Source organism: Stenotrophomonas sp. JAI102 (assembly GCF_013409105.1).
Classification (GTDB): Bacteria; Pseudomonadota; Gammaproteobacteria; order Xanthomonadales; family Xanthomonadaceae; genus Stenotrophomonas; species Stenotrophomonas maltophilia_AA.
The window spans coordinates 410,015-425,435 of the sequence record NZ_JACCCI010000003.1 but is presented as its reverse complement, the minus strand read 5'-3'; the positions used below and the strand labels follow the sequence as shown (position 1 = coordinate 425,435).

Annotated in this window: 12 protein-coding genes; 4 read left to right on the top strand and 8 right to left on the bottom strand. The window is 68.8% G+C overall.

Annotated elements, in window-relative coordinates:
* Together HDC96_RS18270 and HDC96_RS15035 are read left to right on the top strand one after the other, a co-directional pair.
* Positions 1-288 (top strand): hypothetical protein (locus HDC96_RS18270; protein ID WP_218842252.1); only part of this gene is annotated, 288 nt, incomplete at its 5' end.
* Positions 289-320: 32 nt separating this feature from the next.
* On the top strand, positions 321-1,505 hold the full coding sequence (locus HDC96_RS15035) for a benzoate/H(+) symporter BenE family transporter (RefSeq protein ID WP_179460699.1): 1,185 nt from the start codon (positions 321-323) through the stop codon (positions 1,503-1,505).
* Between the two features lie 45 nt (positions 1,506-1,550).
* On the opposite strand, the gene HDC96_RS15030 is transcribed toward HDC96_RS15035, so the two are convergent.
* The 3 genes from HDC96_RS15030 to egtB form a co-directional block, all read right to left on the bottom strand.
* Positions 1,551-3,701 carry a lytic murein transglycosylase gene (locus tag HDC96_RS15030; protein ID WP_179460716.1) on the bottom strand — a complete coding sequence of 717 codons (2,151 nt, stop codon included), beginning with the start codon at positions 3,699-3,701 and terminating at the stop codon, positions 1,551-1,553.
* Positions 3,702-3,777: 76 nt separating this feature from the next.
* Positions 3,778-4,752: an L-histidine N(alpha)-methyltransferase gene (egtD, locus tag HDC96_RS15025; RefSeq protein ID WP_179460698.1), complete on the bottom strand. Its 975-nt coding sequence runs from the start codon at positions 4,750-4,752 to the stop codon at positions 3,778-3,780.
* Positions 4,749-6,035, bottom strand: a complete 1,287-nt coding sequence (egtB, locus tag HDC96_RS15020; RefSeq protein WP_179460697.1) for an ergothioneine biosynthesis protein EgtB — start codon at positions 6,033-6,035, stop codon at positions 4,749-4,751. The genes egtD and egtB overlap by 4 nt, the downstream gene beginning before the upstream one ends.
* Positions 6,036-6,207: 172 nt before the next feature.
* Between egtB and HDC96_RS15015 the strand changes: the two genes are divergently transcribed.
* Complete coding sequence (locus HDC96_RS15015) at positions 6,208-7,515, top strand: GGDEF domain-containing protein (RefSeq protein WP_179460696.1); 1,308 nt, start codon at positions 6,208-6,210, stop codon at positions 7,513-7,515.
* Here HDC96_RS15015 and HDC96_RS15010 read toward each other — a convergent pair.
* Complete coding sequence (locus HDC96_RS15010; RefSeq protein ID WP_179460695.1) at positions 7,494-7,889, bottom strand: YchJ family metal-binding protein; 396 nt, start codon at positions 7,887-7,889, stop codon at positions 7,494-7,496. The two genes, HDC96_RS15015 and HDC96_RS15010, sit on opposite strands and share 22 nt — an antisense overlap.
* 62 nt (positions 7,890-7,951) lie before the next feature.
* Between HDC96_RS15010 and HDC96_RS15005 the strand changes: the two genes are divergently transcribed.
* Positions 7,952-8,728 carry a TSUP family transporter gene (locus HDC96_RS15005; RefSeq protein WP_179460694.1) on the top strand — a complete coding sequence of 259 codons (777 nt, stop codon included), beginning with the start codon at positions 7,952-7,954 and terminating at the stop codon, positions 8,726-8,728.
* A gap of 37 nt (positions 8,729-8,765) precedes the next feature.
* On the opposite strand, the gene HDC96_RS15000 is transcribed toward HDC96_RS15005, so the two are convergent.
* From HDC96_RS15000 to folE, 4 genes are all read right to left on the bottom strand, one after another.
* Positions 8,766-12,386: an SbcC/MukB-like Walker B domain-containing protein gene (locus HDC96_RS15000; protein WP_179460693.1), complete on the bottom strand. Its 3,621-nt coding sequence runs from the start codon at positions 12,384-12,386 to the stop codon at positions 8,766-8,768.
* 46 nt (positions 12,387-12,432) lie between these two features.
* On the bottom strand, positions 12,433-13,134 hold the full coding sequence (locus HDC96_RS14995) for a DUF4194 domain-containing protein (RefSeq protein ID WP_179460692.1): 702 nt from the start codon (positions 13,132-13,134) through the stop codon (positions 12,433-12,435).
* Entirely contained in the window at positions 13,121-14,590 is a 1,470-nt protein-coding gene (locus tag HDC96_RS14990) for a DUF3375 domain-containing protein (protein ID WP_179460691.1), read from the bottom strand. Before HDC96_RS14990 ends, HDC96_RS14995 begins: the two co-directional genes overlap by 14 nt.
* A gap of 127 nt (positions 14,591-14,717) precedes the next feature.
* Positions 14,718-15,320: a GTP cyclohydrolase I FolE gene (gene folE / locus HDC96_RS14985; protein WP_019183982.1), complete on the bottom strand. Its 603-nt coding sequence runs from the start codon at positions 15,318-15,320 to the stop codon at positions 14,718-14,720.
* Positions 15,321-15,421 lie beyond the last annotated feature (101 nt).

Here is a 15,421-nt window from a genome sequence, read left to right as displayed (position 1 = left end):
CGATGCCGCTTCGTCGTTTGCCCCGAGAGGCTTTCGTCGTTGCGAGCCGCCTATTATGTCAGGCTTTTCGTTTCCGTCAACACCTTCTTTCGAAGCTTGTTGCCGTCGCTGCGGGTGGGTGTTCACCGGGGTGAAGACCGCGTCGCAGCGAGGGAGCGAATACTAAAGACTTCTGGAAATTCGTCAAGCGTTTTCGTCGATCTTTTTCATCAACCCGTCATCCCTACGTGCTGCTCATCAACAAGCGCGGCAGCACGCGCGTTGCGCGTGCTGCCGCTGGCTTGCTAACAATGCATCTCTTGTCATCAGGAATGCATGCGATGTCTGCGGTCGGCAAACGTTCGTTGTGGCGCGATCTCTCTCTGCCAGCGGTCATGGCAGGCTTCATTACGGTATTGGTGGGCTTCGCCAGTTCGGCGGTGATCGTGTTCCAGGCCGCACGTGCGGTGGGCGCCGATCAGGCGCAGATCGCCTCATGGATGTGGGCGTTGGGCCTTGGCATGGGCGTGACGTGCATTGGTCTGTCACTGCGTTATCGGATGCCCGTCGTCACCGCATGGTCGACGCCGGGTGCTGCCATGCTCGTGGTGGGTGCGAGCGCCGTCGGCTACAGCGATGCGATCGGTGCCTTCGTCCTTGCCGCGGTGCTGGGGATGCTGGCCGGCTTCTCGGGAATCTTCGCGAAGGTGATGAAGCGTGTACCGATGGCGTTGGCCGCCGGCATGCTCGCCGGTGTGCTGCTGCGCTTTGGACTGGATGTATTCGTCTCCATGGGCACCCAGCTCGGGATGGCGCTGGCGATGTTCACCACCTGGCTGGTTGGACGACGGCTGTTTCCGCGCTATGCGGTGATCGCCACCCTGCTGGTAGGCGTGATGGTCGCGGCCGGCCAGGGCCTGCTGCATATGCAGGACGTACGGCTGGAACTGGCCACGCCGGTGTTCACCTGGCCGACGCTGTCGTGGTCGGCAGTGTTCGGCATCGCCCTGCCCCTGTTCGTGGTCACCATGGCCTCGCAGAACATCCCGGGCGTGGCGGTGATCCGCGCCTCCGGCTACGACACGCCGGTGTCGCCGGTGATCGGCTGGATCGGGGTGGTCAATACGCTGCTCGCCCCCTTTGGCGCCTTTGGGCTGAACCTGGCGGCGATCACCGCGGCGATCTGCATGGGGCGCGAGGCACATGAGGATCCGGCGCGGCGTTACACCGCAGCGGTGGCCGCGGGCGCCTTCTATATCGTGGTCGGGCTGTTCGGGGCGACGGTGGCGGCCGTGTTCGCCGCCTTCCCCAAGGAACTGGTGGCCTGCGTGGCCGGCATCGCGCTGTTCGGCACCATCGCCAACAGCCTGGCGATGGCGCTGCGTGAGGAGGCCGATCGGGAGGCGGCGCTGGTGACCTTCCTGGTCACCGCCTCGGGCCTGTCGCTGGCCGGGATCGGCTCGGCGTTCTGGGGGCTGGTGGCCGGTGGCATCTGCCTGGTGGCGCTGCGACCGCGGCCTGCCTGATGCGGCCGGAGCAGCGCGCGACGGACGCCCTGCCCCGTCCATGACTTACTGGAGCGGCAGCACCCGGAAGGTCTGGGTCAGGGTGTGGCTGGCACCCGCCGCCAGGGTCACCACGTCCGGACCGGCGTTGGCCGCCTCCAGACACACATAGTTGCGCCAGCCTGCCCCGACATCGGCCATCCTGCTGGCGCCGGCCTCGCCCGGGTTCCACGCGACCAGCGAGCGGCTGCCGGTGGTGATGATCTCGATGCGCCGCTTCAGGCCCGGGTCCTTGAGCAGGTAGCGGCCGCCGGCCTGCGTATAGATGCGGTCGCTGCGGCCGGGATCGCGCGGGTCGCGCAGGCTCCACTCGCCCTGCTGCCGGCGCGGCGCGGCATAGTTCTCGAACTTGTCCAGATAGGACAGGCCATCCAGACCCTCGACGCTGACCTGCATCGCGTCGCTGACATGGAAGTAGTTGTGCAGGGCCTGGGTGAAGGCGACCGGCTGCCGGCCGGTGTTCTCGGTGATCAGGCGCTGTTCCAGGGTGCGGCCGATCCGCAGTTCCATGCGCAGGCGCAGGTCCAGGTTTTCCAGCACCGGCGGGGCCAGGGTCAGCAGCATCGTGCCGTCAGCCTCGCGGCGTGCCTGCTGCAGGGTCCACGGCACGTTGCGGACGAAACCGTGCGAGGGCACGTCATTGCCCTGCCCCTGGCGGCCGAAGTAGGGCCAGCACACGGGGGTGCCGCCGCGGATCGGCGTCGGCAGCGGCTGGGCGCTCGGCGAGAGCCACATCACGTCCTGCCCGCCCTTGGGCACATAGGACAGCAGCTGGCCGCCGAACACGCTGATCGCGGCGGTGGCGAACGGGGTCTCGACCGTCCACGCGGGAAAACCCTGCACATCGGCCAGGCTCAGGCCGGGCACCTTGGGCAGGGCAGCGCGCGGCGCGGCCGGCGACTGGACGTACTGGGCGTGGTTGGGCGGCAGGGTGAACACGGTGGATGCGGGCATGGTCGGCGTTGAAGAAGGAGGAGCACCGCGCAGGGCGGTAAGGATGCGCTGGCCGGCACGGCCATCCGCAGGGGTCCAGCCCAGCCGCTGTTGCTCGGCCTGGATGGCGCGGCGGGTCGCGGTGCCGATCATGCCGTCCGCAGTACCGATATCGTGGCCGCGGGCCAGCAGCAGGGTCTGCAGCTCGCGGCGTTCGGTCCGGCCGATGCCGGGATCGTCGGTTGGCCAGCCCGCGACGATACCCGTTCCACCGCGCAGGCGGTCGGCCAGCGTCGCGATGGCCAGGGCGTAGCTCTCGGCGGCGTTGTAGGCGTAGATCGCGTCGTAGTTGCGGAACACCAGCCAGGCCGGGCCCTTGGCACCGGTGGGGAGCAGCAATGCCGCATTGCTGTCGGCCGGGAGCCCGGTAGGCGCCAAGGCACCCCCGGCGATCGGCACGATGCCCAGCGCGCGCCAGTCGGCCAGCGGCTTGCGCTGGGTGCGACCGGCCAGGCCGGCGTTGAAGCCGGCCGGAATCTTCACCTCGACGCCCCACGGCTGCCCGGTGCGCCAGCCGGCCTTCTTGAGGTAATTGGCCGTAGACGCCAGGGCATCGGGAATGGACGCGACCAGATCACGACGACCATCACCATCGCCGTCCACCGCGATGCGCGCATAGGTGGAGGGCATGAACTGGGTGTGGCCGAACGCGCCGGCCCACGAGCCGGTCAGGCCTTCGGCACGCAGGTCGCCGGCGTCGATCAGCTTGAGCAGGGCCAGCAGTTCGCCCCGGAAGAAGGGCTGGCGGCGACCCTCGCAGGACAGTGTGGCCAGTGACTGCAGCAGCGGGCGCTTGCCGAACACGCGGCCGTAATCGCTCTCCACCCCCCAGACCGCCACGATCGTGGCCGGATCGACGCCGTACTCGGCCGATACCCGTGCCAGCAGGTCACGGTGCTCGGCCAGGCGGGCGCGCCCATCCGCCACGCGCTGGCTATCCACCAGGGCGGCCAGGTAATCCCACAACGGGGTGGTGAACTCGGGCTGCGCATCAAGCAGCGGCAGCACGCTGGGATCCGGGGTCAGCCCGGCGGTGAGCACGTCGAAGCGCTCGCCCGTAATGCCCTGCTTGCCGGCCTGCGCCTTGAGCGTGCCCAGGCACGTAGAGAAAGCAACCGGCGCAGCGATCGCGAGCGACGGTGCGCCGAGACACAGCCCGGCCATCAACAGGAGCGGCCATCGCATTGGCGGGAATCCTTGCAGCCAGTGGACCTGCATCATAGCGGCAATGCCGCGCCGATCAGGCCGGCTGCAGCAGGCGCAGGCCGAAGGCGGGATGGATGGCGTTCCAGTGCGCCGTCACCTGCAGACCGGCGTCGGCGGCCATCCGGGCGAACACCGCGTCGGTGTACTTGTGGCTGTACTCGACGGTCATCGCTTCACCTTCGGCGAAATCGAAGCTCTGCCCATCCACGTGCACGCGCTGGTCGCGCTGGCTGACCAGTTCGGTTTCGATGCGCAGGCGCGGCACGCTGTAGCGGGCGCGATGGCGGAAGCCGTCCAGATCGAAGTCACTGCCGATGTCGCGATTGAGACGACGCAGCAGATTGAGGGTGAAGTCGGCGGTCACCCCCGCGGCGTCGTTGTACGCGGCCTCGATCAACGCCGCATCCTTGTGCAGGTCGATGCCGATCAGGGCCATCCCCTCCGGGCCCATGGTCTGGCGCATCGCCTTCAACAGCGCGACCGCCTCGTCATGGGCGAAGTTGCCCAGGGTCGAGCCGGGGAAGAACACCAGGCGACGGGCCGGTTCGCGCTGTGGTGACGGCAGCCGCACCGGCTGGGTGAAGTCGGCGCAGACCGGCAGCATCTCGATGTCCGGCAGCGACGCGGCCAGCCGGCTGATGCTGTCCAGCAGCGCGGCGCGGGAGATTTCGATCGGTGTGTAGGCAACCGGATCGCGCAGCGCGTGCAGCAGCAGTTCGGTCTTACGCCCACTGCCGCTGCCCAGTTCGACCACATGCAGGTGCGGGCCGACCACCTTGGCGATATCCCGCGCGCAGTCCTGCAGCAGTTGCAGCTCGGTGCGGGTCGGGTAGTACTCCGGCTGCCGGGTGATCTGCTCGAACAGCGCCGAGCCGTGGGCATCGTAGAAGTACTTGGACGGCAGCTGGCGCGGCGAGGCCGAGAGTCCGCGCAGGATGTCGGCGGTGATCTGGTCGCGATCCGGCTGCAGATCGGTCAGTGCGTCGAGCGCATCCCGGACCGAACTCATGCGGCGTCCCGTGCAAGGCGCAGGCCGGCGAACTGCCACCGGGCCGACGGGGCGAAGAAATTGCGGTAGCTGGCGCGCAGGTGATCCGCCGGCGTCACGCAGCTGCCGCCTCGCAGCACCCACTGCCCGCACATGAACTTGCCGTTGTACTCGCCCAGGTTGCCCGGGAAAGTGCGGAAGCCCGGATACGGCCCGTAAGCGCTGCTGGTCCATTCCCAGACATCGCCGAACAGCTGGAGCATGTCCCCATCTTCCTCCGCGCCGCCGGGGTGCAGCTGATCGGTCTCGACAAAGCGCCCCCGCAGCGGACGGCCCGCGGTCGCTGCTTCCCACTCGAACTCGGTGGGCAGGCGGGCGTCCTGCCAGCGCGCATACGCGTCGGCTTCGAAATAGCTGAGATGGCAGACCGGTGCGTGCGGATCGAGCGCGCGCCAGCCTCCGAGGGTGAACTCGCGCTCCAGTGCGTCGTCCCAGTACAGCGGATGCTGCCAGTGCTGGTCCTGGCACAGCGTCCAGCCCTCGCTCATCCACCAGCGCGGCTCGCGGTAACCGCCGGCCTGCACGAACTGGCGGTACTCGTCGTTGCTGACCGGGCGGTTGGCCAGCGCATGGGCGGGGACCAGGGCACGGTGCACCGGCGATTCGTTGTCATAGGCGAACGTGGGCTGGGTCGGCCAGACCGGTGCGCCGATCTCCACGATCTGCTCGGGACTGCTGAGCCACTGCAGCGGCAGCGCACGCGCCGGCGTCGCCACGAGGTCATCGCGGTAGGCGGGCTGCAGCGGGTTGGACCAGAACGCGTGCTTGATGTCGGTCAACAGCAGTTCCTGGTGCTGCTGCTCATGGTGCAGGCCGAGCAGCAACTGCTGCTGGGCCTGCCCGCTCAACGTGCCGGCCTGCAGTGCGGCAATCACGCGCTGGTCGATCTCGGCGCGGAAGCGCAGCACCTCGTCCAGCGTCGGCCGCGAGAGCAGCCCGCGCTGGGGACGCGCATGCGCCGGACCGATGCTCTGGTAGTAGCTGTTGAACAGGTAATGCCAGTCCGCATCGATCGGCACGTAGCCGGGCCGGGTCGCCAGCACGAAGCGCTCGAAGAACCAGGTGGTATGGGCCAGGTGCCATTTCGCCGGGCTGGCGTCGGGCATGCTCTGCACCATGGCATCTTCGGCGCTGAGCGGCGCGGCCAGCGCGACCGTGCGGGCGCGCACGCCGGCATAGCGGGCGGCCAGCGACGACGGCGGGGCGGCAGTGAGGGGCGGTGCGGCAGCGACGGCGGTATTCATCCCGATCAGGATCGACCAGCCGGGGTGAGTGCCACGTCATGGCACGGCATCGGTACGGTGACAGCGCTCAAGTTGAATACGCGCGGGCCGCTATCGGGGGAGACCCATTGCCTGTGTTGTCCGGTTTGCACGCTGCAGCCACGGCGCGCCGGCCCACCACGTGGACCCCTTCTTGCGGACGCATCTGCTACGCCAGCCCAGCCACTATCTGTTCGTGCTGCCTGCCGTGCTGGTGGCCGTGGGGCTGTGGGGCGCTACGCCGGCGGCCGAGGTCGGCAATCCCGTACACCGCCTGCTGCCGCTGGTGCTGGCCTGCCTAGGCATCGGCCTGGGACTGATCTACGCCCGCGTGCGGGCCGTGTGCCTGATGCTGGCGATCGCGCTGGCCTTCGCCGTGCTGCACGGCGTGGTCGGCACCTTCCTGCGCGAGGGCACGATCTCGGCGCTGACCCCGCTGATCTTCCATGCGGTGTCCTGGTGGCTTCCGCTGCTGTTCCTGCTGCACGGGCTGTGGCCCGAGCGCGGGCGGCTGCGCCAGGACCTGCTGCTGCGCGGCGTGGTGAGTGGAACCGCGCTGGGGATTTTCCTGCTGCTGGCCGCACAAGGCCCCGACGGCATGCAGGCGCTGCTGTCAGACCGGCACCTGGCGTGGCTGCCCGGTGGTTGGAGCGCGCTGGCCCAGTTCCCGGCGCTGCTGTTCGTGGTGACCGCGGTGGCGCTGGCGGTGCAGGCCTGGCGCCGGCCGCGGCCCCTGCACACCGCCCTGCTGATCGCGCTGCTCTGTCTGTGGTGGATGCTGCCGCGGGTGTTCGTCTCGCCCGCGCTGTTGCCCGCGGTCAGCTGCATGGCCCTGCTGCTGGTCACCTCGGCGATGCTGCAGGAAGCCTTCCACATGGCCTACCGCGACGAACTGACCGGCCTCCCCGGGCGCCGGGCCTTGAACGAGTGCCTGCAGCGGGTCGGCACGACCTACACCATCGCCATGGTGGACGTGGACCATTTCAAGCGTTTCAACGATACCCACGGCCACGACGCCGGCGATGACGTGCTCAGGCTGGTGGCCGCACGCCTGGCCGACATCGGCGGCGGTGGCCGCGCGTTCCGTTATGGCGGCGAAGAATTCGCGCTGGTGTTCCTGGATCGGCCTGCCCCGGCCTGCGTAGCGGCGGTGGAGGAGATCCGCGCCCGGATCGAGGGCGGGCGCATGCACCTGCGCGACCGCGCCGCCCGCAGCCGCGATGATGCGGCGGGGCAGCTGCAGCGCGGACGCGGTGGCAGCGGCGAAGTGGTGCAGGTGACGGTGAGCATCGGCGTGGCCGACAGCCGTGTCGCCAACAGTCCGCAGGCGGTGATCAAGGCCGCCGACCAGGCCCTGTATGCGGCCAAGGACGCCGGCCGCAACTGCGTGCGCGCGCATGGGCAGCAGGGGACCGTGCCGGTGCGCACGGCCGCGCTCGCTCAGGGCACTGCGTCGAGATAGAACCAGCGGCCGTCTTCGCGGACGAAACGGCTGTGTTCGAGCATCTTCACCGCGCTGCCGCCGCCGACCTTGTAGCGGGCAAGGAAGCGGACCTGGGCATGGTCCGGATCGGACTGGGTGTGGGCCTGGATCGTCAGCCCCAGCCATTGGGTGCGCTGCCCGGGTGGTTCATCCAGCGACAGTTCGGCCGGGCGCGTGGACGGGTGCCAGCTGGCCAGCAGGTACTCAGCCAAGTGCCGTACGTAGGCGCTGTAGCGCGAACGCATCAGCGCTTCGGCATCCGGCGCGGGGGTGCCGGCATGGTAGAGGCCGCAGCAGGCGGCGTAGGCCAGTGGGCGGCCGCAGGGACAGAGATCGGAGGGGACGGTGGTCATGGGGGTATTGTCGCGCGATGGGCGGGCGTATGCTGGCGCGCCTTCTGCCGCGATGTGTTGCCGTGCTTGAGCTGGTTCCTCCTGAGTTGTTGTGGTTGGTGGCGATTTCCTTCATCGCCGGCCTCGTCGATGCCGCCGTGGGCGGCGGTGGGCTGGTGCAGTTGCCCGGGTTGTTCACGGTGTTGCCGCAGCACACGCCGGCGATGCTGTTCGGTACCAACAAGTTCAGTTCGATGTTCGGCACCGCGGCCGCGGCATTCCGCTATGCGCGCAATGTGCGCTTCCCGTGGCGGCCGGTGCTGTTCGCGGCGGGCACGGCCTTCGTGTTCTCGTTTGCCGGGGCCACAGCGGTCAGCCTGCTGCCCAAGGACGCGGTCCGCCCGCTGGTGCTGGTGCTGCTGGTGGCGATGCTCGGCTATACGCTGTGGAAGAAGGACTTCGGTGCCCTGCACCGCCCGCGCGAGATCGGCCGCAGGGAGCTGGTGACCGCGCTGGCGATCGGTGCGGTGATCGGGTTCTATGACGGCTTCTTCGGGCCGGGCACGGGCAGCTTCCTGATCTTCCTGTTCGTGCGCTTCTTCGGACTGGACTTCCTGCGTGCGTCGGCCGCCTCCAAGGTGGTGAACGTGGCCACCAACGTGGCGGCGATCTCGTTCTTCGTGCCGACCGGCAACATCCTGTGGCTGTTCGCGCTGCCCATGGCGGCGGCCAACATCATCGGCTCGGTGGTCGGCACGCGGATGGCGCTGCGCGGTGGCACGCCCTTCATCCGCAAGCTGTTCGTCGGCCTGGTGGTGGTGCTGATCGCCCGGATGGGCTGGGATACCTTCGCCGGTTAGTCGGACGGGCCAGCCCTGGGGCTGACCCGTCGATGGCTCAGCGTTTGGGCTTGGCCGGCTTCTTCGCGGCGGCCTTGGTGGCGGCCTTGGTGGCCGTCTTTTTTGCAGCTTTCTTTGCCGGCGCCTTGGCCGCGGCCACCTTCGGGCGCGATACCGGTGCCGGTGCCTCCACGGCGTCCACCTCGGCGTCGGCCTGCCCGGCGGGCGATCCGGCGATCACCTGGTCGGCAACCTCCTTCGGCGCATCGACCATGTCAGACGCCGCGATCGCCGCGGGTGCCGGTGCCGATACCGCGGCCGTCTCACCCGCGCGGGCCCGCTCCGGCAGCTTCAGGCGCCGGCCCTCGTCGTCGTACTCGATCAGCAGCACGCCGGAGTCGTGGCGACCACTGATTTCCACGAAGCAGGCCCCCCCGATGAAAGGCTCCAGCGTCATCACCGACTTCAGCGGGGTGGCCACGACCATCTGGAACCCGAAGTTGTCGAAGATGTTCATCGCCAGCGCGGTGAACTCGTTGTCGGCCTTGTCGAAGGCTTCATCGAGCACCACCGCCGCGTAGCTGGGCAGCTGGCCGTCGGCACCACCAAGCTGGTAGCGCAGCGCGGCGGCCAGGCAGGTGGTCGCCAGCTTCTGGCGCTGGCCGCCGGACTTGCCCGCACCGCTGCGGTAGATCTCGACCTGCTGGCGGGTGGCGGCATCCAGTTCGACGCCGACGAATTCCACGTGCAGGCGCACGTCCAGCACCAGCTCGCGCCAGCGCTTGTCCTCGCCTTCCTGCGAGCCGAGCTTGGCGACCAGCTCACGCAGCACCGCGAACTGCGCTTCGGCCAGTTCGCGCTGCTCGGTCTGCTGCTGGGACAGCACGTCGCGCAGGCGCTGATGGAAATCCAGTACCTCGGGCAGGCGGCGGTCGGTCAGTTCGATGGTCAGCAGGGTGCCGCGGTTGAACGGCACCTGCTCCAGCGAGGCATTGACCTCGTCCAGGCGTTGGGCGATCGACTTGCGCGCCTCGGCCGTGTGCCGCTGCAGGGCCAGCAGGTTGTTCTTGCTCTGGCTCTGCAGCAGATCGAAGAAGCGTGCTTCGTGCTGCGGCAGGCCATCGTTCTCCAGCCGCTGCAGGCGGGCCAGGAAATCCTCGGCGCTGGACAGGCTGACGGTGAAGTCGCCGCTGTCTTCCGGCCACGCCTGGCAGTAGCGGCGGAAGCAGCCGAGCAGCAGGTTCTCCAGGCGGTTGTGTTCGGCCTGGGAACCGCCGAGCTGTTCGTTGAGCGTGTTGCTGATCTGCCGGAAGTGGGCTTCCAGGTTCTCCAGGCTGAGCACGCCGAGCGCTTTGACGCGTTCATCCAGACCCTGCTGCTGCAGGGGCGTGACCACGCGCTTGGCCAACGGCGCGCACTGCTCGTGCAGGCGTTCCAGGCGTTCGTGCTCACGGCCGAGCTGGCCGCGCTCCACGCGCACGTCTTCATAGGTGCGCTTGGCCTGGGCCACATCGGCCCGGGTCTTCTCGATCTGTTCGCCCAGCCTGCGCAGATCGGCATTGCCTTCGCGCAGGTCGTGCAGGGCCTGGGCGATGTCGTCCAGGCGCTGCAGCGGTGCGGCCACATCGATCTCGTCCCAGCCCAGCGTGCACAGCTGATGGCAGGCCAGGCGGGCCTTGCCGTCCTGTTCGCGCTGCGCGCGCAGGCCGGCCACGTCGCTGTCGCAGGCGGCGATGCGCTGGGCCAGTTCGATCGCTTCGCGCTCGTACAGGTCCAGCTTGTCGCGGTTGTTGAAGCCGAGCAGCCAACGACGGCGATCGCTGATGTTGTGGCGATCGTCCTTCTCGAAGCGCTCGCCCGGGTGCTTGACCTGGCCTTCCTTGGTGATGCCGCGGTCGGTGTCGCGCAGATGACGTGCATCCACGCATTCGTAGTCGAAGCGCTTGCCCAGCTCGCGGCGCAGCCAGCCGGCATAGCCGTGCTCGCGCAGCTCCAGCTTGTGCAGCAGCGAACGCGCGCCCGGCTCACGGCCGTGCAGCGCATCGTCGTTGCGGCGCACCCGGTAATACACCAGGCGGGTACCAAGGTGGGTCTGGTTGATCCACTCCGAAACCTGGGCGTGGTGGCGCTCATCGACCAGCAGCGACTGCGCGAAGCCGTGCAGCACGCGCTCGATGGCGCCCTGCCATGCGGCGTCTTCGTCGCGGACCTGCAGCAGTTCGCCCACGAACGGCAGCGCCGCCTCGGGAATGCCGGTATCGCTGCTCAGGCGCGCGCGCAGCTGCTGCATCGGCGCGGGAATGCTGGACGGGGTGCGCTTGAGCGCGTCCAGTTCCGAACGCACCTCGGCGAAGCGGCGCTCGTCGTCGCGCTTGCCGCCCATGCGTTCGGCGATGGCCTCATCCAGTGCGGCCGCGGCGCGCTGGCCGTCGTCCAGGCGGGCCTGTGCACGGGCGAGCTGTTCGGCAAAGCCATGCGCGCTCTCGGCCAGGGTTTCCCCCAGTTCGCGGCTGGCATGGTTGGCCTGGCTGCGCTTGGCAAGGCGGCGGTCGCGTTCCTGGGCGACACGGCCCTGCTCGCGTTCCAGCTCTTCGATGCGTTCGCCGCCCTGCTGGCGACGCTGCGCCTCCAGTTCGGCGAGGTGGCTTTCATGGTTCTCCAGCGCACTGCGGCGCTGGCCTTCTTCCCCGGACAGACCGCGGTCGCGGGTGTCCAGTTCGAGCAGGCGGGCCTCGAGCAGGGCCAGGCGACGCTGCTCGCGCACGCCGTCGATGCCCAGCTTCATCTCGTCCAGGTCGTCGCGCTGGCGGCGCAGTGCCTGCAGATCGGCGTAATGCCCGCGCGCCGGCAACAGGGTCTCGACCTGGCGACGCGCGGTGACCACGGCCTGGTGGGCGCCATCGAGTTCGGCGAAATCATCGACCAGCCGCTCGGCCGCATCGAAGGTGCGCGGCGCATCGAGCATGAAGTCGCGCAGGAACACGTTCAGATCGCCGAGGTTCTTCGCCGACTGCGTCTTGTGCAGCAGGCGCAGCGCCATCTCGTTCTCGATCCCGAGCACGTGGCGGAAACGTTCGGCATAGCTGGCGAAGCTGTCGAAGTGATGCACATCGCCCAGGCGCTGCTTGAGCTTGCGCAGGTCCAGGTCGAAACCACCGAGGTCGCGTGCGATGTCGAAGCTGCGCTCGGCGACCATGTAGTGCTTGCGCACATCGGCCGCGGCGGCGCCGTTGCCGGCGATCCAGAACAGGCGCACCAGGCTGACGATGCGGCCGTCGTTGCTGCGGTATTCCAGCACCAGCGCAGTCCAGGTGGCGCCCTTGCGCAGGTACTGGGTGGCGATCTCGCCGGTGCCGCTGTCCTGCTGGTCGGCCCAGGCGCCACGCACGTAGGAGACCAGGTTGCGGTCGCGGCCACTGCGTTCGGCTTCGCGCGCGGCGGCGTTGAAGTCGACCAGGGCCGGCGGTACCAGCAGCGCGGACATCGCATCGAGCAGGGTCGACTTGCCCGAGCCGGAGCGGCCGACGAACAGGAAGCCGCGTTCGGCGATCGGCACTTCGGTCAGGCCGGAGAAGGTGCCCCAGTTGTGGACCTGCAGGCGGCGCATGCGGAACTGCTGCGCGCGCGGGTCGGGCTGGTCGCCGGGAAACAGAGCGGGTGCGGGAATGTGGACGGTCATGGCAGGGCTAGCAATCCAGGCAGGGCAGCGGCGCGCGGGCGCGCGCTCAGGCGTCGAGGTCGGCCGGCGCTTCGCGCAGGCGGCGGTACACCTGCGCCAGGGCGGCGACATCTTCGGCGGAGAACATCAGTTTCAGTGCCGGCGAGACTTCATGACGCGCATCGTCACCGCCGAGGCGGGTGAGGATGTGGTTGTCCTTCATCTTCTGCACGGCACTGGCGACGCGGCGGTTGAAGCCGGCGCGGTCGGTGGACAGGTGGCGCTCGTACACGGCCAGTGCTTCGGCCAGTTCGGCATCCTCGACCACCGCGCGCACGCCGCGCGCATCGGCTTCGGCCAACTGCTGGCGCAGGTGCAGCAGCAGCACCGAGTCGATGAAGGTCAGCGGCGAGGTGCGCAGCAGCACCGGCGCGTCGATATCTTCGGTATCGGCCTGGCGGGTGAAGGCCACCCCGCTCTCGCGGTCCAGCACCAGTTCCAGGAACAGGTCCGAGAGCGCCGAGCGGATCGCCGCTTCGCTGCGGATCAGCGCCGGCCACAGCTTGGCGTGGCGCAGCTGGTCGATGCTCGGGCCGATCAGCAGCTGGCACAACGCGCGGCGGCCATCGAGCGGCAGCCGGCCGGTGTCGCCCATGTAGAACACGTCATTGTTACGCCGCAGGACGGGCGTCACCACGACTGGCTCGTCGTCGTGCTCGTCTGCGCCGCCGTCGATCGGGGCGTCGGTGGATTGGTCATGCCAGCTCATGGCGTTTCTCCTGGGTGAACCAGATCAACGGAATGCGGGCGCGACGCCAGTGGCCATCGCCGCCGCGCCATTGCGCGATCTCCTGTTGGTCGGTGGCGACCTCGCCATGGCGGGTGCCAAGGGAGAGGTAACCGATGATGCTGCCAAGGCCCTGCGGGGCCTCGCGGTGTTCAAGCACCTGTGCGATCGACAGCCGCGGCTGCCCGCCGAGCAGGTCATGCAGGTCGCGACGCAGGGTGCGGAAGTCGATTTCCGAGGCCGCCACCAGATCGCCGACGCTCTCCAGCGAGATCGCGGCGGTGTCGTTGCGCTGCACGCTGCCATCGACCTGCGCCTGGCGCGGATCGTGCAGCTTCCATTGCGAGAGCGAGCGCAGCCGGCTGGTGGTCAGCTGCAGGTCGCGGCCGATGGAGCGCTGCGCCGGGATGTGATCGCGCAGGCCCAGCGCCTCGCCCTGGGCCTGCTTGAGCAGCTGGTTGAGGCGGCGCTGTTCCAGGTAGCCACGGCTCTGCACGAAGCCGCGCAGGCTGCGCGCGAAGTGCTGCAGCACGTCGTGGACCTGGCCACCACGCTCGAGCATGGTGGTGGTGAAGCCGCGCAGGAAGGTGCGCTCGTTGCGGTCCAGCTTGCGTGCGAAACCACGTGCGAGCACGGTCTCCAGCGCGGCATCGAGCTGGGCGCTCTGTTCGGCATCATTGAGCAGGCGCCAGAACGCCTCGAAGCTGCGCCCGGCGTCACTGTCGCCGATCACGTCCACGCCTTCGAACAGCTTGGACAGCACGTCGCCGCGCTCGCCCTCGTCATCGATGATGCGTTCGCGGAATTCACGGTTGAGGCGTTCGAAGTCGTCGCGCACGCGGCGGAAGTCTTCGGTCAGCTCGTCGGCCAAGCCGATGATCTGGCGGGTCCGCTCCAGCGCGCGCTTGCCGTCCAGCGAGGACACCTTGCCGCCGCTGACACGGGCGATCTCGGCATCGATGCGGTCGCGCTCGTCGCGCAGCGCGGACAGGCGCGCATCCGGGTTGGATTCGGTCAGCGCGGCCAGCTGCGAGAGCTGCTCGATCACCAGCGCCAGCCGGCTCTCAGTGGCGGCAGCGCGTGCCTGCTCCAGGCTGTCGGCGAAGCGGATCGCCTGCGCGGCCTGGGTGGACAGTTCGTACTGTTCCTGGTCGGCGCCTTCGGGCAAGCGGCGTTCCAGCCAGCCCTGGGCCAGCCAGTGCGCGATGTAGGCCTGTGCGGTGCGCGGCAGGTCGCGCGACAGCTCATCGGCCTTGAGATCATCCAGCGCGCGTTGCAGGCGTTCGTGCAGCACCGCGGTGGACAGGGTGCGTTCGTCCTGCATCAGCAGGCTCTGCAGCAGGCCGATGATTTCCGGCGCGTGATCGGCCGCCAGCAGCTTCCACTGCGACTGTTCGCGCAGGTGGCGGTAACGGGTAATGCGCTCGCGATGTTTCATTCGAGACCGGGGACAGGAAGACGGGCCGTGCGGATCGCGGCGACCGGGAGGGAAACGGGACGCGCACGCACCCGCAGGGCCGGGCCGAAGCCCAGCGCCTGCCGGTCGCGCGCGACAGCGCGGAGAATCAGCGCTTGCCGCCCACTTCGATGAAACGCAGGAACTCGGCGCGGGTGCGCGCGTCCTCGCGGAAGCTGCCCAGCATCTTCGAGGTGACCATGCTGACGCCACGCTTGTGGATGCCGCGGGTGGTCATGCACTCGTGCGCACCTTCCACCACCACGCCCACGCCGACCGGCTGCAGCACGTCCTGGATGCACTGGGCGATCTGCGCGGTCATCTTTTCCTGGACCTGGAAGCGGCGTGCATACGCCTCGACCACGCGGGCCAGCTTGCTGATGCCCACCACCTTGCCGGCCGGCAGGTAGCCGACGTGCACGCGGCCGATGATCGGCGCCATGTGGTGTTCGCAGTGGCTTTCGTACTCGATGTCGCGCAGCACGATCAGTTCGTCGTAGCCGGCCACTTCCTCGAAGGTCCGCTCCATGTAGGCGCGCGGGTCGTCGCGGTAGCCGCTGAACCAGTCGCCATAGGCTTCGGCAACGCGGCGCGGGGTATCCAGCAGGCCTTCACGGGTCGGATCTTCACCGGCCCAGCGCAGCAGGGTGCGCACCGCCGATTCGGCCTCGGCCTGGGTGACGGGGTTGGCGTCGTTGTCTTGCTTGCTCATTACATACAGCACCCGAAGGGGGGCGAGCATCGTACCCGACAGACCCCTCGGGCGTCCTGCGCGGCGCCCCCCCCGCCCCGCCCTGGTAGGCGCTCATTGGG

What these genes read in the sequence shown, in the direction of transcription:
- HDC96_RS15035 (WP_179460699.1), top strand. Translation starts at nt 321, where the DNA reads ATGTCTGCGGTCGGCAAACGTTCGTTGTGGCGCGATCTCTCTCTGCCA.
- HDC96_RS15030 (WP_179460716.1), bottom strand. Translation starts at nt 3,701, where the DNA reads ATGGCCGGGCTGTGTCTCGGCGCACCGTCGCTCGCGATCGCTGCGCCG.
- egtD (WP_179460698.1), bottom strand. Translation starts at nt 4,752, where the DNA reads ATGAGTTCGGTCCGGGATGCGCTCGACGCACTGACCGATCTGCAGCCG.
- egtB (WP_179460697.1), bottom strand. Translation starts at nt 6,035, where the DNA reads ATGAATACCGCCGTCGCTGCCGCACCGCCCCTCACTGCCGCCCCGCCG.
- HDC96_RS15010 (WP_179460695.1), bottom strand. Translation starts at nt 7,889, where the DNA reads ATGACCACCGTCCCCTCCGATCTCTGTCCCTGCGGCCGCCCACTGGCC.
- HDC96_RS15000 (WP_179460693.1), bottom strand. Translation starts at nt 12,386, where the DNA reads ATGACCGTCCACATTCCCGCACCCGCTCTGTTTCCCGGCGACCAGCCC.
- HDC96_RS14995 (WP_179460692.1), bottom strand. Translation starts at nt 13,134, where the DNA reads ATGAGCTGGCATGACCAATCCACCGACGCCCCGATCGACGGCGGCGCA.
- HDC96_RS14990 (WP_179460691.1), bottom strand. Translation starts at nt 14,590, where the DNA reads ATGAAACATCGCGAGCGCATTACCCGTTACCGCCACCTGCGCGAACAG.
- folE (WP_019183982.1), bottom strand. Translation starts at nt 15,320, where the DNA reads ATGAGCAAGCAAGACAACGACGCCAACCCCGTCACCCAGGCCGAGGCC.